Origin of the sequence: Phenylobacterium sp. (assembly GCF_030681155.1) — a bacterium.
GTDB lineage: Bacteria > Pseudomonadota > Alphaproteobacteria > Caulobacterales > Caulobacteraceae > Phenylobacterium.
On record NZ_JAUXXE010000049.1, the window covers coordinates 66625 to 83437 of the forward strand.

Sequence of the window (16813 nt, forward strand, 5' to 3'; positions counted from 1 at the left end):
GCCCCCGCCTCGCCGGGGGCGTCTTTCGTGGAGACGACAAGCTTGAGCGCCTGGGACGTCATCATCATCGGGGGTGGGCACGCCGGCTGCGAAGCCGCGGCGGCTTCCGCGCGCTTTGGGGCCAAGACCCTGCTGCTCACACATAAGGTCGAAACCATCGGCGAGATGAGCTGCAATCCAGCCATCGGCGGCCTCGGCAAGGGGCATCTGGTTCGCGAAATCGACGCCCTGGACGGCTTGATGGGCAGGTTAGCCGACGTCGCCGGCATCCAGTTCCGCATGCTGAACCGTTCCAAGGGCGCGGCCGTTCGCGGCCCCCGCTCGCAGATCGACCGCAAACTCTATCGTGAAGCGATGCAGGCCGAGCTCGCCGCAACGCCGAACCTCAGCATTCTGGCCGAAGCGGTCGAGGACCTAATCGTCGTGGACGGCGTGGTTCAGGGCGTGGTCGGCGCCACGGGAAACGAGTACCGAGCGGGCAGGGTGGTCCTGACGACGGGCACATTCCTCAAAGGTATCATTCATCAGGGCGAGAAGCGCATCCCGGCCGGCCGGGTGGGCGATGCGCCGGCCATCGGCCTTTCGGACCGCCTCTATGCTTCTGGCCTATCGATGGGGCGGCTGAAGACCGGAACCCCCGCACGTCTGGACGGCTCGACCATCGCCTGGGACGGCCTTGAGATGCAGGCGGCTGACGCCGAGCCGGTCCCGTTCTCGTTCCTGACTGACAAGATCACCACGCCGCAGATCGAGTGCGGGGTCACCTACACCAACGCCGCCACGCACCAGATCATCGCCGATCGCCTGACCGAGTCCGCCGTCTATGGCGGCCGGATCAACGGCCGGGGCCCGCGCTATTGCCCCTCGATCGAGGATAAGGTCGTTCGGTTCGGCGACAAGGACAGCCACCAAATCTTCCTGGAGCCGGAAGGCCTGGACGACACCACGGTCTATCCAAACGGGATCTCGACCTCGGTCTCTGAGGAAACTCAGGATCTGTTCCTGCGGACAATTCCGGGTCTCGAGAACGTCCAGGTGAAGCGCTACGGCTACGCCATCGAATACGACTACGTGGATCCCCGCGAGCTCTACCCCACCCTGGAGGTCAAGCGCGTTCCGGGCCTATATCTGGCCGGGCAGATCAACGGCACCACGGGATATGAGGAGGCGGGCGCTCAAGGCCTCGTCGCCGGCCTGAACGCGGCGCGAGCGGCCTCTGGACTGGAAGCCGCCGCTTTCGGTCGTGATGAAGCCTATATCGGCGTGCTGATCGATGACCTCGTCACCTGTGGCGTCACCGAGCCCTATCGGATGTTCACCAGCCGGGCCGAGTTCCGGTTGTCGCTGCGGGCTGACAATGCGGACCAGCGTCTGACCGAGCGCGGTATGGCCTTGGGCGTGGTCGGTGTTTCACGTGAAACAGCGTTCCGTGCAAAGTCTGACTTGCTCGCCCAGGCCCGCGCTCGCGCCGCCGCCCTGACCCTGACGCCCGCCGTCGCCCAGAAGGCGGGGCTCCCGGTGAAGGCCGATGGCGTTGTCCGCGACCTCACGCAGCTCCTGGCCTATCCGACCATCGGGTTCGATGACCTCTCGGCCCTATGGCCCGAGCTGGCCGAGTGGGCGCCGGAGATCCGCGAGCAGATCGAGATCGACGCGTCCTATGCCGGCTATCTGGACCGCCAGGCCGCCGACGCAGCCGCCTTCCGCCGCGATGAAAACCTGCGGCTACCGGCCGATCTCGACTATGCCGGGGTGGGGGGGCTCTCCAACGAGGTCCGCGAAAAGCTAATCACCGTTCGCCCGCTGACCCTCGGCCAAGCCGCCCGCATCGAGGGCGTGACCCCGGGCGCCTTGACCGCTCTGCTCGCCCACGTTCGTCGCCACGCCGCCTGAGCCCCAGCCATTGCCTGAGTTCCCGCCTGTGTCAGAAGTTGCAGACCCCGTTCTGGTGGCCGACGCCGCCGCCTTCGCTGCGATCACGGGGGCCGGGCCGGAAGCCATCGCCGATCTGGAGCGCTACCGGTCATACCTGATCGAGTGGAACGCCAAGATGAACCTCGTGGGGCCGGCGACGCTCGACGTTTTCTGGTCGCGACACGCCTGGGATTCAGCTCAAATCCTGCCGTTAGCCCCGGACGCTCTCACCTGGGCCGATCTCGGAACCGGCGCAGGATTGCCTGGCATCGTGTTGGCGATCCTCGCGAAAGACCGCCCCGGCTTCCACGTCCACCTTGTCGATAGTCTGACGAAACGCTGCCGGTTCCTGACCGAGGTGGTCGATGGGCTGAAGCTTCCGGCGACAGTTCATAATTCTCGTGCGGAAGATTTGTCCCTGACTGTGGATATCGTCACTGCCCGGGCTTGCGCGCCCCTCACGCGACTGATGGGGTATGCCCAGCCCTACTTGAAGCGTGGAGCGACCGCGCTCTTCCTTAAGGGACAAGATGTAGCGTCCGAACTTGAGGACGCCGCTAGCAATTGGGACTTCGACGCCGCCGTGCTACCCAGCTTGAGCGACTCCAGAGGCAAGATTGTGCGTGTAAGGAGGCTCGGCCGTGGCCGCAAACCGTAAGCTACGTGTCTTGGTCGTCGCCAACCAGAAGGGCGGCGTCGGCAAGACCACCACGGCCATCAATCTGGGCACCGCGCTCGCCGCTGTTGGTGAGAAGGTGCTGCTGATCGATTCCGATCCCCAGGGCAACGCCTCGACTGGCCTTGGCATCGGCCGCGCCCTGCGCAAGGTCACCCTGTACGACGTTTTGATGGGCGAGCAGCCGATGACCTCGGCGGTCGTCAAGACCGCCCTGCCGGGCCTCGACCTAATCGCCGCCGACCCGGATCTGTCGGGCGTTGAGTTGGAGCTGGGCCAGCAGGCGCGACGCTCCTTCAAGCTGCGCGACGCCCTTGAGCCAATCCGCGCGGCCGGCGAGTACACCTACGTCCTGATCGATTGCCCGCCGTCGCTGAACCTGCTGACGGTCAACGCCATGGCCGCCGCCGACGCGGTGCTTGTGCCCCTGCAGTGCGAGTTCTTCGCCCTGGAAGGCCTGACCCAGCTGATGCGGACCGTGGACCTGGTGCGCGGCAGCCTCAATCCAGGCCTTGAGATCCAGGGCATCGTTCTGACCATGTACGACCGGCGCAACAGCTTGTCGGAGCAGGTGGCCCGGGACGTCCGCGGCCACTTCGGCGACATCGTCTACAGCACCGTCATTCCGCGCAATGTGCGGGTGTCAGAGGCGCCGTCCTACGGCAAGCCGGTTCTAGTTTACGATCTGAAATGCACGGGCTCCCAAGCCTATCTGAAGCTCGCTCGGGAGGTCGTGCTGAGAGAGCGCGACCGCCGCGCCAAGGCCGCGGCCTAAGGAAACATGATGGTTGAGAAGCGGGGTTTGGGCCGGGGTATGGCCGCTCTGTTGGGCGACGCCGACGAGGCCAAGGTCGTCGCCGGGGCGTCCGCGAGTGAGATCTCTGGCGTTCGTGAGATCCCGATCGAGCTGATCCACCGGAACGCCGACCAGCCCCGCTGGGTGTTCTCCGAGACCGAGGTCGATGAACTGGCCGCGTCGATCCGCGAGAAGGGTATCCTGCAGCCGATCCTGGTGCGGCCCGCGCCGGGGCTCCCGGGCGAGTGGGAGATCGTCGCTGGTGAACGCCGCTGGCGGGCCAGCCAGAAGGCGGGCCTGCGGGTCATGCCGGTGCTGGTCCGCGAGCTGGACGATGTCCAGGTGCTGGAAATCGCCGTCATCGAGAATGTTCAGCGCGCCAATCTCAACCCCATCGAAGAGGCCAGCGCCTACCAGCAGCTGATCGAGAAGTTCCGCCGCACCCAGGAAGAGGTGGCCGACAGCGTCGGCAAGAGCCGCAGCCACGTGGCCAACACCCTGCGCCTGATGAACCTGCCCGAGGCGGTTCGCCAGCATGTGCTTGAGGGCCGGCTCTCGGCCGGTCACGCCCGCGCCATCCTCACCGCCGACGATCCAGCCGCCCTGGCCGAGATCATCATCGCCAAAGGCTTGTCGGTCCGCGACGCCGAGAACCTCGCTCGCAACACGCCGTCGGCCGCTCGGCCCCAGTCCGCCGCCAAGCGAAAGCCGGTGAAGGACACCGACACCCAGGCGCTGGAGGCCGACCTCTCGGACGTGCTCGGTCTCGATGTCGAAGTGGTCGATCGCGGCGGCGTCGGTGAGCTGAAGATCAAATATGCGACGCTCGAACAGCTCGACGAGCTGTGCCGCAAACTGACCGCGCGAGGCTGATATCTAAGTCCTTGATTTATAAGGACTGAAAATCAAAATCCGGCTTCTGACGAAACAAACATACAGAGATACGACACCGTATATCTCTGAGCTGCTGAGAGCCGATTTTGAGAAGGCCGTTTTAGAGGCCCAGGCGCCTGGCGCGGCCGGCGATGGTCAGGGCCAGCCGCTCGGCGATCAGGCTGTCGGGCGAGCCGGCAGTCTTGCAGGCCTTGTCGGCGGCGAGCACTTCAGGCTGCAGTTTGTCGAGGTCGTCCAGTGACCAGCTCCGCGCTTGCCGCAGAAACTCGCGCTCCTGTTTCCAAAACACCCCGGAGGCCTTGGCGGCTTCCTGCAGGCCAGCGCCGTTCTTGGCCAGAGTCAGGGTTCGGCGCAGTTTGGCCAGATACATGCTGATCGCTCGGACGGCGGCGGGCCCGGCCTCGCCCTCGGCGGCGGCGCGGCGCAGCGCAGCCTGGGCGTCGGCGAGCTTGCCGCTGAAGGCGTCGGCCGCCGCGTCGAACAGCGAGGCTTCCGGCTCGACGCCAAGGAAGTCGTCCAGGTCCTTGGCCGCGGCGGTGCGGCCGCTCCCAGGCTCGAGATAGAGCGCCAGTCGCTCGATCTCCTGGCGGGCGACGCCGCGCTCCTTGGGCAGGCGTCCGACGAATAGCTGCAGAGCCTGGGCGTCGAGGCCGACGCTATCCTTGGCCAACAGTTCGCGCACCAGACGGGCCACGTCGCCCGGCTCGTCCTCGTAGCAGGGGATGGCCGCCGCCTCTGGCGCCTTCTCGGCGGCCTTGCGGATGGCGGAGTCGCGGCCAAGATTGCCGGCCTCGATGATGAAGAAGGCGTCGGGATTGAGCTTGCCGCTGGCGTGGGCGACCAGGGTCTCGGCCACCTGCTTGTCCAGGCTGGCCTTCTCGGTCGCGAAGCGCAGACGCACTAGTCGGCGGCCGCCCATCAGTGACTGAGCCGCCAGCTCGCCTTCGAGCCGCGCCCCGTCGCCATCCAGGTCGCCATCGGTCAGCAGGGCGACATCGAAGGGGTCGTCGAGATTGGGGACGATCTTGGAGGCGAGCTGCGCGCCTCGATCCTTCACGACCCCGGTGTCGCGGCCATAGATAAGCACAACGCGAACACCTTCCGGCTTGGCCAGAAAGCGTTCGATGTCCGGCCGTTTGGCGAGGATCACGGCCTTGAAATTCCTAGGATTTCCCGCTGGTCGCCAGCCAGGCGGCTAGCTCGAGCTGGATCTTCCTGGCCGCCTCGGCGGCGGCGCGGTCTTGGGCGTCCTGCTGGGCCGAGATCGAGGCGTAGGGTTGGTCGGCGCTGTCATAGGTGACCTCGACGCGGGTCGTGCCGACCTTGACCGGCGTGCCCGAGGGCAGGGCGGTGACCGTGTAATTCGCGGTCAGGACGTACTCGTAGCGGGTGGCGACGTTGTCGACCCGCACGCCGCGCGGGTAGCGGGTTTCCGAGAGCACCAACTCCATCTTGTAGCGGGGCGTCACGCCCTTGTTGCGGGCAAGGGCGTCGTCGAGGTGCTCGCGGATCAACTGCCCGGTGCGGCCGGGCGGAGTCACGACCTGCACGGCCGTCAGCTGCGTCGAGACGCCGGGCGTCGCATAGAGCGGCGTGAACCCACAGGCTGACAGGCCGAGGGCCGTGGCCGCCAGGGCGGCGGAGATGATGACGCGGTTCATTGTCTGCTCACCCAGCCACGATGTTGACGATCCGATCCTTCACCACGATCACCTTCTTGATCGAGAGACCTTCCAGGCGCCGGGCGATTTCCGGATCGTTCAGCACCAGCTTCTCAACATCGGCTGGTTCCGCGCCGGCGGCGACAGAAATCTCGCCGCGCCGCTTGCCGTTGACCTGAACCGGCAGAATCCGGACCGCGTCCTGGGTCAGGGCAGGATCGAATTCCGGCCAGGGCGCGGACACCACCATCCCTTCCCCGCCGATGCGGGCCCAAGCCTCTTCGGCCAGGTGGGGCGTGAAGGGCGAGATCAGCCGAGCGAAGGCCGACAGCGCTTCATGGCGTGCGCCCAGCACCGCAGGGGTCGCACCCTCGGCGGGGAATTCCTTGAGTTTATTCAGGAATTCGTACATCCGCGCGATGCCGGAATTGAAGCGGAAGCTCTCGACCGCCTCGGTCAGGCCCTTGATCGTGCGGTGTGTGAAGGCCCGCAGCTCGTCGGCCTTGGGATCGGCGACAGGGGCGGGGGCCGGGCCGGCCGGCTGGCTGTCAAACTCGTTCCAGACCCGATTGACGAAGCGCCAGGCGCCCTCGACGCCGGACGCCGACCATTGGGTGTCGCGCTCCGGTGGGCTGTCGGACAGCACGAACAGGCGCGCGGCGTCGACGCCATAGACGTCGAAGATTTCGTCCGGCGTGACGGTGTTCTTCTTCGACTTCGACATCTTCTCGACGTCGCCGATCACGATCGGCTCGCCGGTTTCGGCGATCTTGGCGCGGCGGGAGCCGGCTTCGGTTTCGAACTCGACGGCGCGCGGCTCGACCCATTCGCCGTTCTGGCGGCGATAGGTTTCGTGGGTCACCATGCCCTGGGTGAACAGGCCGGCGAAGGGTTCGCGCACCGACAGCATGCCCTCATCGGCCAGCGCTTTGGTCACGAAGCGGGCGTAGAGCAGGTGCAGGACCGCGTGCTCGATGCCGCCCACATACTGGTCGACCGGCATCCAATAGTCGGCGGCGGCCTTGTCGATCGGTGCGGCGCTTTCGGTGTCGGTGAAGCGGGCGAAGTACCAGGAGCTGTCCACGAAGGTGTCCAGCGTGTCAGTTTCGCGCGTCGCTGCGCCGCCGCAGTCAGGGCAGGTGGTGTCCTTCCAGGTCGGGTGCCGCGCCAAAGCGTTGCCCGGCTTGGAGAAGTCCATGTCGTCGGGCAGGACGATCGGCAGTTGGTCCTTTGGAACCGGGATCACGCCGCACTTGGCGCAATGGACCACCGGGATCGGGCAGCCCCAGCCGCGCTGGCGGGCCACGCCCCAGTCGCGCAGGCGGAAGACGGTCGCGCCCTTGCCTTGGCCTTGTTCCTCGATGCGGGCGATCGCCGCGGCCTTGGCCGCCTCGACGTCCAGCCCGTTCAGGAAGTCGGAATTGAAGGCTACGCCGGGACCGGTGTACGCCTCGCCGCCCACCTGGAAGCTGGCAGGATCTTCACCGGGCGGCAGGACCACGGCCTTAACGGGCAGGTCGTATTTGCGGGCGAAGTCCAGGTCGCGCTGGTCGTGCGCCGGGCAGCCGAAGACCGCGCCTGTGCCGTAGTCCAACAGGATGAAGTTCGCGATCCAGACCGGCAGACGCCAACTGGGGTCGAACGGGTGAGCCACGGTCAGGCCGGTGTCGAAGCCGATCTTCTCGGCGGTCTCGATCTCGGCTTCTGACGCGCCGCCCTTGCGGCACTCGGCGATGAAGGCCGCGACCTTGGGATCGGCGGCCAGTTGCTCGGCCAGAGGGTGCTCAGGCGCGATGCCTACGAAACTTGCGCCGTACAGGGTGTCGGGACGGGTGGTGTAGACCTCCAGTCCGCTCTCAAAGCCCTTGGGAGCTTCCGAGGCCCAGCCGAAGGAGAACTTCAGGCCCTTGGAGCGCCCGATCCAGTTCTCTTGCATCAGCCGCACCTTGTCGGGCCAGCGATCCAGGGTCTTGAGGCTATCGGTCAGTTCGCCGGCATAGTCGGTGATGCGCAGGAACCACTGGTTCAGCTTGCGCTTCTCGACCGGGGCGCCCGAGCGCCAGCCGCGACCATCGACCACTTGTTCGTTGGCCAGGACGGTCTGATCGATGGGGTCCCAGTTGACGATGCTTTCCTTGCGGTAGACCAGGCCGCGCTTCCACAAGTCCAGGAACCAGTCCTGCTGCTTGCCGTAATAGGCCGGGTCACAGGTGGCGAATTCGCGCGACCAGTCGATCGACAGGCCCAGCTCTTTCAGCTCGGCCCGCATCTTGGCGATGTTTTCGTAGGTCCAGCCGCGCGGATCGACGCCGCGCTCCATCGCCGCGTTCTCGGCGGGCAGGCCAAAGGCGTCCCAACCCATCGGGTGCAGGACGTTGAAGCCGCGGGCGCGCTTGTAGCGGGCCACGACGTCGCCGAGCGAGTAGTTGCGCACATGGCCCATGTGCAGACGCCCCGACGGATAGGGGAACATCTCCAACGCATAGTACTTCGGAACGCCCGGCGTCGGCGGGCCGGCGCGGAACACCTCGGTGTCCGCCCAGGCCTTGCGCCACTTGGGTTCAGTTTCTTTCGGATTGTAGCGGGCCATGAGGCGTTCTTCGAACTTCAGTTAGGTGTCGGTCAGCGCCGACGTTGCGCTGACCCCAGGGGGAGAGCGCATCCTGACTGGAGTCCCCGAATGCGCCCCTTTGAGGCCTTAGCCGATGTTGGACAGGCGAAGCTGCCGAGCCTTGGTAAGGATCGCGTTTTCCAGGTCGGTCTCGGTCTGACCGGCCGAGGCCGCGTCGGTCCAATTGCCCTGGGCGTCCTTGACCTGTTTGAAGACGGCCACGTTCAGGCCATCAGCGCGCAGGCGCGAATCCAAGATGTAGACGGTTGCCTTGAACCGCTCGTTCGGTTGGTCGGGGTTCACGAACCAGTCGGTGATGATCACGCCGCCATAGGGGTCGGCCGAGGCCAGCGGCATGAAGGACAAGGTGTCCAGCGTCGCACGCCACAGATAGCCGTTCACGCCGATCGCCGGCTGCCCAGCGTTGGTAGAGCTGCTCTTCTTGCCGCCGCCAAACAGGCTGAAGCCGCCACCAGACTCTTGGGTCTGGAAGGTTCGAGCGCTACCGCCGCTCGAGCAGGCCGCCAGCGCCGCGAGGCTTAGCACCAGCACTCCGGTCGTCACGCCACGCTTAATCTCACCGCGCACAAACGGCATATATCGGCTCCTAGTCGTTATCCCGCGTCGGTCCGCGCCGCGGCGCAGCCCCCCGCAGCCGCGCCCTCTATAACAATGCCTGTGCAAGCGCCAAACAGGAATCGCGTGTCCCAGCCGCCACAGGCGCCGACCATATGTCGGTCATGGCCACGCTGGGCGTCTGGAGTCGGTTGACCTGGGGGCCGAGCGGACTTTAATCGGCGCAACGGTCGCGCCTCAACTGGCGTACCGGGGCTAAGGGGCCATATAGGTGGTTATGTCCAAGCAGTTGGTCATTTCGTTGATCGGCGCGGCGCTCCTCGTGAGCGGCGCTTCGACGGCGCATGCCCAGACCGCGAAGAAGACCACCGACTTCACCGTGCGTAGCGAATCCTCGACGATGACATCCTCGCAAGGGACGAAGTCGTTGAAGTGGGGCGCTGGCAAGGGGCGCTGGGGGGTTTCGCTCAACCTGGATCAACGGGGCGAGCGCGACACGCAACTGAACGACGTCCAGGCTGGGGCCTATTTCCGCGTCACGCCAAGCCTCCGGGTCGGCGGCGCGGTGGCGCTGGGCGAGAAAGAGGCTCCGGCCTACAAGAAGACTGAACCGCAGGACTCCGCTCCGCGCGTTCGTCTCGAGACCGCCTTCAAATTCTAAGGGCTTCGACAGCCGCCAGACCGACCAGGCCCGCAGGCATCAGCCGGCGGGATGTTTTGCTATTGATCCCGCCCAGGCCGTAGACTGCTCCACCAGTCGTCCGCACGAGCTGCGCCAGCCGAAGAGGGCCGATGGGCGGGCCTGCTGACGGACTGTTTGACGCAAAGATCGCCGACACCACCACGGCGTCCGCGCCGCACGCCAGGCCGCGCCGCGCCGCCAAAGCGCTATGAGCCGCCGCCGTGACGATCCAGCCGGGGCGCTTCAGGAGACGGGCCCTATGCGCCAGGCGTTCGGGCAGGTGGACGCCGTCGGCCCCTACCTTGGCCGCCAGCGCCGCGTCGGCGCCGATCAGCAGCAGCAGGCCGCGTCGGCGGGCGATAGCAACCAGGCCGCGCGCCCGCGTCTCGGCGTCCGCCGCCCCAAAGCTGCGATAGACGATGGCCGATCCTCGGGGCAGGCGCCGCGCCGCATCTTCGATATCGGGGGTGCGTTCGGGATCGGTGAAGAACAGCAGCGGCGGCAACGGGGGCTTTCGCCGCGCCGCCTGTCGCCCTAAGGCTTGCGCCGTCCGCGCCACTGTCCAGAAGTTCGCCGAAATGACCGTCTCTCCCGCCCTCACCGATGTCCTAGACCGGATCGCCCGGGCGGCGAAGGCGTCTGGCCGCACCCGCGCCGATGTGACCCTGGTCGCTGTCTCCAAGCAACAGACCTGGGAGAGGGTTGAGCCGATCCTAGCCGCCGGCCAGGCGGTGTTCGGCGAAAATCGCGTTCAGGAGGCGATGGAGCGTTGGAGCGAGCGTCGCAGCGAGATCGAACTTCGCCTTATCGGCCCGCTGCAAACCAACAAGGCCCGCGAGGCTGTGGCCTTTTTCGACGTCATCGAGACCCTGGATCGGGAGAAGCTGGCGGGCGTGCTGGCTGAAGAGATTCAGAAGCAGGGCAAGGCGCCGCGTCTCTATGTGCAGGTCAACACCGGGGAGGAAGAGCAGAAGGCCGGGGTGATCCCCAGCGAAGCCGACGCCTTCATCGCCGCCTGCCGCCAGACCTACGGCCTCAATGTCGAGGGCTTGATGTGCATCCCGCCGGCGGTGGAGCCTCCGGGCCCGCACTTCGCGTTGCTGGCCAAGATCGCTGCGCGAAATGGCGTGGAAAAGCTCTCCATGGGCATGAGCGACGACTTTGAAACCGCGATCCGCTTCGGTGCGACCAGCGTTCGGGTCGGCTCGGCGCTGTTCGGCGCGCGATAAGCCCCCTCCGTCTCGGCGCTTCGCACCGATCCACCTCCCCCAGCGGGGGAGGATCTTGTTCCCTAGATGCTCCCCCGCTGGGGGAGCTGTCAGCGAAGCTGACTGAGGGGGCTAAACCTGCTTGATCTCCACCGCGTCGCCAATCTGGGCCAAGGACAGCAGTTCCAGCATGTCGGGCCGTGACAGGGCGATGCAGCCCTCGGTCGGCGAGTAGTCGGGTTTCGCCAGGTGCAGGAAGATCGCCGAGCCTAGCGGGCTGACCGGCGGATCGTCGTTGTGGGCCAGGATGCAGACCAGATCGTAGACGTCATCCTCGCGCCACATGTGCTCGGCGCTGGCCGGGTGGGGCAGTTTGACGGCGCGGTTGTAGGCCGGGTCGCCGGGCGCGTCACACCAACCGTCATCGCGTTCCAGGGCGCGGGTCGGTAGCTGGGTCTTCGGGCGTTCGCCCTTGTCGGGGCGATAGAGCACGCGACGAATTGTCCAGGCGCCGAGCGGCGACTTGCCGTCGCCCTCGCGCTTCAGTCCAGCGTCGATGACCCCGGTTTTTCCAAGCGCGCAACGGGTCGCGCGGCCGTTCAGGTGGAAGCTTCCATCTGACATCGCCGTGAACATCATGGCCTAAGGGGTCTCCAGCGGTTGGCGGCGGGGGCCAATACGGTGCATGTTCCCGTCCATGGCTCAACGCAAGACCTTGCTCGTCGTCGACGACAACGAAGAACTCCGCGGCGCAATCGCCGAACAACTCCAACTTTCCGAGGAATTCTCGGCCATCGAGGCGGCGACCGCCGGCGACGGGGTGAAGGCCGCCGTCGAGCATCGCCCGGACCTCATATTGCTCGATGTGGACCTGCCGGACATGAACGGCCGCGAGGCCTGCCGGCAGATGCGTGCGCAAGGGGTGGTTGCGCCGATTATCATGCTGACCGCCGCCGACACCGATGACGATCAGATCTCCGGCCTGGAAGCCGGGGCGAACGACTATGTGACCAAGCCCTTCAAGTTTCAGGTGTTGCTGGCCCGCATCCGCGCCCAGCTCCGCAGCCACGAACAATCTGAGGGCGCGGTGTTCCACCTGGGCGCCTACGAGTTCCGGCCGTCCGCGAAGATGCTGGTGGACGCCAACCAGAAGAAGATCCGCCTGACGGAAAAAGAGACCAACATCCTGAAGTACCTCTATCGGGCCGGCGAAAAGCCGGTGTCGCGCGAGGAGCTGCTGGCCGAAGTCTGGGGCTACAACGCCGGCGTCACCACTCACACCCTGGAAACCCACGTCTATCGCCTGCGCCAGAAGATCGAGCCCGATCCCGGCAATGCGCGCTTGCTGCTGACCGAGGCGGGGGGCTACCGGTTGGCGCCATAGGGCGTCGGCCGACGGGGGGAAATCGATGGCTAGGAAGAAGTGGGGGTTGGCCCGGACCTTCCCCCTGATGCTGGTGGGCGCGATTGTCGTCGGCGGCGTCGCGGTCGGGGTCACGTCCTACATGAAGCGCGCCGGCCTGCTGGCCGCTTCCACCGCCGAGGTGCGACCCGAGACCTTGGTCGGCGAGCCGTGCCCGGTGCTCACCCGTCAGGAATACGAGGCTCGAGGAGCCAAGGCCAAGCAGGGCTTCACCACGAACGACATCCGCTATGAGCGGCGCTATGGCCATGTCGATTGCAGCGTGATCGCCGCTGAAAAGGGCGGCACCGAATTCATTCCGGTCTGCCAGTTCAGCGGCCCCTCGGTGCTCACGGTCGCGACGGCCAAAGGAACGTTCTATTTCGCGCCGGGGACGGGAAAGCCGGCCACGGTGATGACGCGCGACGGCGTGCCCAGCTGCGTGCTGGCTGCGAACTTCAAGGGCTGACAGGTTCCAAGGAGCGTCCGAGACGGCGCGTCCGAGGCTGGTCTAGAGGCCGAAGTCGGCGCTGACCGGGGCGTGGTCGCTGGGGCGGGCCCATTCACGCACGTCGTCATGCACGCGGGCGCAGGCCGCGCCGGTGCGGAACGCCGCCTCGCGCAGGCCGGGCGTGATCAGGATGTGGTCCAGGCGCAGGCCGCGGTTCGACTTGCGGAAGTCGGCGGCGCGGTAGCTCCACCACGAGAACAGCTTCTGCGGGTCGGGGATGGCTTCGCGCAGCAGGTCGGTGAAGCTGGCGCTGGCCATCAGGTTGGCGAAGGCCTCGAGTTCGGCCGGCGTATGGCTGACGATCTTCGACATCTGCTTGTGGCTCCAGACGTCGAACTCGCCTGGCGCGACGTTCAGGTCGCCGACGATCGCCAGCGGCGCCTTGGGGTCGCGGCGGGCCATGTCGGCGGTCAGCTGCTCGTAGAAATCCAGCTTGTGATCGAACTTGGGGTTGGCCTGGCGATCCGGAATGTCGCCGCCTGCCGGGATATAGAAATTCTGCACCTCGACGCCGGCGATCTTGCCCGACACGCAGCGGGCGTGACCTTCCCGGCAGACGTTCAGCGGGGCGACGTCCTCGATCGGATAGCGCGAGGCGATCGCCACTCCATGCCAGCCCTTTTGGCCGGCGATCTTGATGTGCGGCAGGCCGACGGCCTCGAAGGCCGCGCGCGGGAACTCCGCCTCCTGGCACTTGATCTCCTGCAGGCACAGGACATCGGGCGCCTGCTCATCGACAAAGCGGGCGACCTGTTCGGCGCGCAGCCGGACGGAGTTGACGTTCCAGGTGGTGAGGCGAAGGCGCATGGCGCGTACTTAAGGGGGTTTGGGCAAAAAGAAACGCCCGGGCACTGGAGAGCCCGGGCGTAAAGTGTGTCTCTCATGCCGCCGCCGGGAGGGGATAGGTTCCGGCACGGAAAGGTTCGCGATCGCGCGAACCCCGTAGTTGTATTAATGACACTGAGCGGAAGAAAAAGTCAAACGGAAATCACGTGGGATATTGCGTGTTGTGAAAGTGTCACGATTTGGCGCGACCCACGTTCTTCGGACGCGGGTCTTTCAGGACGAACAGGGAGGGGGCCAAGCCGGTGGTCTTGGTCAGGCTGGTCAGCCGGATGCGGGTCGATCCGCCCTGGGCGTCGGTCACCGTCCAGCCGATCAGGGCCAGGGGATTGTCGGAGAAGGTTAGGGTGATCTGACCCTCGGCCTCCTTCTTTCCGTCCCGGGCCGTGATCGAGAAGCCGTCCGCCATGCGGTTGACGCGGCTGATGACGATATTCTTGTCGAGCCGGATCTGGCGCGCGAGGAAGATCGACAGCGGCGTGGCCATCAGGGGATAGGCCTCGAATGTCTTCAAGCGCCCATCGGCGATCGAGACGTTGCCGCCATCTGAGACCACCAGCAGCTTGGACGGAGCGTCATACTCGAACCGCGCCTTACCGGGACGCTTCAGATAGAGCGTGCCCTGGGTGGTCGATCCGCGCGCATCTGTCTGAACGAAGCGTCCCTTGGCCTCGGTCAGACCCTGGAGATAGGCCGCCGCGCGATCCACCAACGCACGATCGGCCGCCGACAGCGGCGCAATCGGCGCGCGTTGGGCCAGGGCGGGCAGGGGAAGGGCGGCCAGGCCCAGCGCCAGGGCGCGTCGGGTCAGTCGAGTCATTCGGTGCTCCAATTTGGTCGAGCAGCCTATAGGGCAGGCTTGACGTCAATAGGGCGCAAGAACGGCCAAGGCGCAGCTTGCGTTCCGCCACGTCGGGAGGCGAGCATGGGCGCCGGTTATGACGGGTGCTTTCACCCACGGTATCGTGAGGCGCGAGTTGATGGATTGTCACCGGTGTCATTTCCCCGGATCGGGGTATCGGGCCGCACCAAGCTTGTGCCCGTCAAATTTCGTACATATCACCGAGCCGCCGGACGGCGGGCGGGTTCCCCAGAGAACCTCCGAGGCCGGCGATGATCGCGTGGGTAACATAAGGGGCGCAGCCTGATGGGCATGGCCATTCCGGGTCTCGACGAGGCTCCGACGAAACATGCTGGCCTTCTGGCTTGGGTACGCGAAGTCGCGGAGCTGACTCAGCCAGACCGGGTTCACTGGTGCGATGGGTCGGACGAAGAGTGGAATGCTCTGACCGCCGAGCTGGTCAAGGCGGGCACCCTGACCCCGCTGAACGACGCCAAGCGCCCCAACAGCTTCCTGGCGCTGTCCGATCCCCGCGACGTCGCGCGAGTCGAGAGCCGGACCTTCATCTGCTCAAAGGACCCGGCCGACGCCGGTCCGACCAACAACTGGCTCGAGCCCAACGAGATGCGGGCCGACCTGAAGCAGCTCTTCAAGGGCGCCATGCGCGGGCGCACCATGTATGTGGTGCCGTTCTGCATGGGGCCGCTGGGTTCGAAGATCTCCGCCCTCGGCGTCGAGATCACCGACAGCGCCTATGTCGCCATTTCGATGCGGGTCATGACCCGGATGGGCAAGGGCGCGCTCGACATGCTGGGCGAGGACGGCTTCTTCGTCCCGGCGCTGCACTCGGTCGGCATGCCGCTCGAGGCCGGTCAGGCCGACGTCGCCTGGCCCTGCAACGAAATCAAGTACATCGTGCACTTCCCCGAGGACCGCGAGATCTGGTCCTACGGCTCGGGCTATGGCGGCAACGCTCTGCTCGGCAAGAAGTGCTACGCCCTGCGCATCGCCTCCGTGATGGCCCGCGACGAGGGTTGGCTGGCCGAGCACATGCTGATCCTCAAGCTGACCTCGCCCGCTGGCCAGGTTCGCTATGTCGCCGCCGCCTTCCCCAGCGCCTGCGGCAAGACCAACATGGCGATGCTGCAACCGACCATCCCGGGCTGGAAGGCCGAAACGGTCGGCGACGACATCTGCTGGATGCGCTTCGGCGACGACGGCCGGCTCTATGCGATCAACCCGGAAGCCGGGTTCTTCGGCGTGGCGCCGGGCACGGGCAACGCGACCAACAAGAACGCGGTCGACGCCCTGCACGCCAATACGGTCTTCACCAATGTGGCCCTGACCGCTGATGGCGACGTCTGGTGGGAAGGCCTCACCGACACCCCGCCGGAAGGTCTTACCGACTGGAAGGGCCGTCCCTGGACGCCGGAGTCCGGCGAACCGGCCGCTCACCCGAACGCGCGCTTCGCGGTTCCAGCCGACCAGTGCCCGGTGATCGCCGACGAGTGGGACGATCCGGCCGGCGTGCCGATCTCGGCCATCCTGTTCGGTGGCCGCCGCGCCAGCGCGGTGCCGTTGGTGACCGAGGCCTTCGACTGGGCTCACGGCGTGTTCCTGGCTTCCAACGTCGCCTCGGAAGGTACGGCGGCGGCGGAAAACAAGGTGGGCGAGCTGCGCCGCGACCCGTTCGCGATGCTGCCGTTCTGCGGCTACAACATGGGCGACTATTTCAGCCACTGGCTGAAGGTCGGGGCCCAGGCCGACGCCTCCAAGCTGCCGCGCATCTATTTCGTGAACTGGTTCCGCAAGGGCCCCGACGGCAAGTTCCTGTGGCCGGGCTACGGCGATAACAGCCGGGTCCTGAAGTGGATTGTCCAGCGTCTGGAAGGCGAGGCTGAAGCGGTCGATACGCCGATCGGCCGCTTGCCGGTCAAGGAGGCCCTGGATCTCTCGGGCCTGTCGATCACTGACGCCGCGCTCGAAACCCTGCTCTCGGTCGACGCCGAGGTCTGGGCCGAGGAGGCCGCCCTGATCCCCGACGCCTACGCCAAGTTTGGCGACCGCATGCCGGCCGAACTCTGGAGCCAATACGAAGCGCTGACCCAGCGCCTGGCCGCCCGAGCGGCGGCGGAGTAAGGTTTGCGGGAGCGATGCGCTGCTGCGCGTCGCTTCCTCACCTAACCTCTCCCAAGGGA

General features: G+C 66.2%; 17 protein-coding genes. 9 read left to right on the top strand and 8 right to left on the bottom strand.

Annotated elements, in window-relative coordinates; genetic code table 11:
* Window positions 1-42 precede the first annotated feature (42 nt).
* The 4 genes from mnmG to Q8M13_RS12450 are packed head-to-tail and all read left to right on the top strand — an operon-like array spanning window position 43 to window position 4259.
* On the top strand, window positions 43-1893 hold the full coding sequence (mnmG, locus tag Q8M13_RS12435) for a tRNA uridine-5-carboxymethylaminomethyl(34) synthesis enzyme MnmG (protein ID WP_305300265.1): 1851 nt from the start codon (window positions 43-45) through the stop codon (window positions 1891-1893).
* A 28-nt stretch (window positions 1894-1921) separates the two neighbouring features.
* The gene (rsmG, locus tag Q8M13_RS12440) at window positions 1922-2572 is read left to right on the top strand and encodes a 16S rRNA (guanine(527)-N(7))-methyltransferase RsmG (protein ID WP_305300266.1); all 651 of its coding nucleotides are present in this window, start codon (window positions 1922-1924) and stop codon (window positions 2570-2572) included.
* Window positions 2556-3365: a ParA family protein gene (locus tag Q8M13_RS12445; RefSeq protein ID WP_305300267.1), complete on the top strand. Its 810-nt coding sequence runs from the start codon at window positions 2556-2558 to the stop codon at window positions 3363-3365. Before rsmG ends, Q8M13_RS12445 begins: the two co-directional genes overlap by 17 nt.
* A 6-nt stretch (window positions 3366-3371) precedes the next feature.
* Entirely contained in the window at window positions 3372-4259 is an 888-nt protein-coding gene (locus Q8M13_RS12450; RefSeq protein WP_305300268.1) for a ParB/RepB/Spo0J family partition protein, read from the top strand.
* A 121-nt stretch (window positions 4260-4380) separates the two neighbouring features.
* Here the strand turns inward: Q8M13_RS12450 and holA are convergent, their stop codons facing one another.
* The 4 genes from holA to Q8M13_RS12470 all read right to left on the bottom strand — a co-directional run bounded on the left by holA (window position 4381) and on the right by Q8M13_RS12470 (window position 9149).
* Complete coding sequence (gene holA, locus Q8M13_RS12455; RefSeq protein ID WP_305300269.1) at window positions 4381-5430, bottom strand: DNA polymerase III subunit delta; 1050 nt, start codon at window positions 5428-5430, stop codon at window positions 4381-4383.
* Window positions 5431-5443: 13 nt separating this feature from the next.
* A complete protein-coding gene (gene lptE / locus Q8M13_RS12460; RefSeq protein WP_305300270.1) occupies window positions 5444-5941 on the bottom strand; it encodes an LPS assembly lipoprotein LptE in 498 nt (165 codons plus the stop codon).
* A gap of 7 nt (window positions 5942-5948) precedes the next feature.
* Window positions 5949-8531, bottom strand: coding sequence for a leucine--tRNA ligase (gene leuS / locus Q8M13_RS12465; protein WP_305300271.1), 2583 nt, complete (start codon window positions 8529-8531; stop codon window positions 5949-5951).
* 108 nt (window positions 8532-8639) lie between these two features.
* Entirely contained in the window at window positions 8640-9149 is a 510-nt protein-coding gene (locus tag Q8M13_RS12470; RefSeq protein ID WP_305300272.1) for a DUF3576 domain-containing protein, read from the bottom strand.
* 256 nt (window positions 9150-9405) lie between these two features.
* On the opposite strand from Q8M13_RS12470, the gene Q8M13_RS12475 reads away from it, so the two are divergent.
* Window positions 9406-9789 carry an NtrZ family periplasmic regulatory protein gene (locus Q8M13_RS12475; RefSeq protein ID WP_305300273.1) on the top strand — a complete coding sequence of 128 codons (384 nt, stop codon included), beginning with the start codon at window positions 9406-9408 and terminating at the stop codon, window positions 9787-9789.
* Here the strand turns inward: Q8M13_RS12475 and Q8M13_RS12480 are convergent.
* Window positions 9779-10315 (bottom strand): thiamine phosphate synthase, encoded by a 537-nt coding sequence (locus Q8M13_RS12480; protein WP_305300274.1) that lies wholly within the window; start codon window positions 10313-10315, stop codon window positions 9779-9781. The genes Q8M13_RS12475 and Q8M13_RS12480 overlap by 11 nt on opposite strands.
* Before the next feature lie 73 nt (window positions 10316-10388).
* On the opposite strand from Q8M13_RS12480, the gene Q8M13_RS12485 reads away from it, so the two are divergent.
* The gene (locus tag Q8M13_RS12485) at window positions 10389-11039 is read left to right on the top strand and encodes a YggS family pyridoxal phosphate-dependent enzyme (RefSeq protein WP_305300275.1); all 651 of its coding nucleotides are present in this window, start codon (window positions 10389-10391) and stop codon (window positions 11037-11039) included.
* Between the two features lie 111 nt (window positions 11040-11150).
* Here the strand turns inward: Q8M13_RS12485 and Q8M13_RS12490 are convergent, their stop codons facing one another.
* The gene (locus tag Q8M13_RS12490) at window positions 11151-11657 is read right to left on the bottom strand and encodes a L,D-transpeptidase (RefSeq protein ID WP_305300276.1); all 507 of its coding nucleotides are present in this window, start codon (window positions 11655-11657) and stop codon (window positions 11151-11153) included.
* Window positions 11658-11715: 58 nt separating this feature from the next.
* Here Q8M13_RS12490 and Q8M13_RS12495 point away from each other — a divergent pair, with 58 nt between their 5' ends.
* Together Q8M13_RS12495 and Q8M13_RS12500 are read left to right on the top strand one after the other, a co-directional pair.
* Window positions 11716-12402 (top strand): response regulator transcription factor, encoded by a 687-nt coding sequence (locus tag Q8M13_RS12495; RefSeq protein ID WP_305300302.1) that lies wholly within the window; start codon window positions 11716-11718, stop codon window positions 12400-12402.
* A gap of 25 nt (window positions 12403-12427) precedes the next feature.
* Window positions 12428-12889: a hypothetical protein gene (locus Q8M13_RS12500; RefSeq protein WP_305300277.1), complete on the top strand. Its 462-nt coding sequence runs from the start codon at window positions 12428-12430 to the stop codon at window positions 12887-12889.
* Window positions 12890-12931: 42 nt separating this feature from the next.
* Here the strand turns inward: Q8M13_RS12500 and xth are convergent, their stop codons facing one another.
* Window positions 12932-13738, bottom strand: coding sequence for an exodeoxyribonuclease III (gene xth / locus Q8M13_RS12505; RefSeq protein ID WP_305300278.1), 807 nt, complete (start codon window positions 13736-13738; stop codon window positions 12932-12934).
* A gap of 211 nt (window positions 13739-13949) precedes the next feature.
* A complete protein-coding gene (locus Q8M13_RS12510; RefSeq protein ID WP_305300279.1) occupies window positions 13950-14594 on the bottom strand; it encodes an outer-membrane lipoprotein carrier protein LolA in 645 nt (214 codons plus the stop codon).
* Between the two features lie 327 nt (window positions 14595-14921).
* Here Q8M13_RS12510 and Q8M13_RS12515 point away from each other — a divergent pair, with 327 nt between their 5' ends.
* Window positions 14922-16754 carry a phosphoenolpyruvate carboxykinase (GTP) gene (locus Q8M13_RS12515; RefSeq protein ID WP_305300280.1) on the top strand — a complete coding sequence of 611 codons (1833 nt, stop codon included), beginning with the start codon at window positions 14922-14924 and terminating at the stop codon, window positions 16752-16754.
* Window positions 16755-16813 lie beyond the last annotated feature (59 nt).

Excerpts from the sequence above, each read along its gene's own strand:
- Q8M13_RS12450 (WP_305300268.1), top strand. The coding sequence starts at position 3,372 with ATGATGGTTGAGAAGCGGGGTTTGGGCCGGGGTATGGCCGCTCTGTTG.
- Q8M13_RS12475 (WP_305300273.1), top strand. The coding sequence starts at position 9,406 with ATGTCCAAGCAGTTGGTCATTTCGTTGATCGGCGCGGCGCTCCTCGTG.
- Q8M13_RS12485 (WP_305300275.1), top strand. The coding sequence starts at position 10,389 with ATGACCGTCTCTCCCGCCCTCACCGATGTCCTAGACCGGATCGCCCGG.
- Q8M13_RS12490 (WP_305300276.1), bottom strand. The coding sequence starts at position 11,657 with ATGATGTTCACGGCGATGTCAGATGGAAGCTTCCACCTGAACGGCCGC.
- xth (WP_305300278.1), bottom strand. The coding sequence starts at position 13,738 with ATGCGCCTTCGCCTCACCACCTGGAACGTCAACTCCGTCCGGCTGCGC.
- Q8M13_RS12470 (WP_305300272.1), bottom strand. The coding sequence starts at position 9,149 with ATGCCGTTTGTGCGCGGTGAGATTAAGCGTGGCGTGACGACCGGAGTG.
- Q8M13_RS12515 (WP_305300280.1), top strand. The coding sequence starts at position 14,922 with ATGGGCATGGCCATTCCGGGTCTCGACGAGGCTCCGACGAAACATGCT.
- Q8M13_RS12510 (WP_305300279.1), bottom strand. The coding sequence starts at position 14,594 with ATGACTCGACTGACCCGACGCGCCCTGGCGCTGGGCCTGGCCGCCCTT.
- lptE (WP_305300270.1), bottom strand. The coding sequence starts at position 5,941 with ATGAACCGCGTCATCATCTCCGCCGCCCTGGCGGCCACGGCCCTCGGC.
- leuS (WP_305300271.1), bottom strand. The coding sequence starts at position 8,531 with ATGGCCCGCTACAATCCGAAAGAAACTGAACCCAAGTGGCGCAAGGCC.
- Q8M13_RS12495 (WP_305300302.1), top strand. The coding sequence starts at position 11,716 with ATGGCTCAACGCAAGACCTTGCTCGTCGTCGACGACAACGAAGAACTC.
- Q8M13_RS12500 (WP_305300277.1), top strand. The coding sequence starts at position 12,428 with ATGGCTAGGAAGAAGTGGGGGTTGGCCCGGACCTTCCCCCTGATGCTG.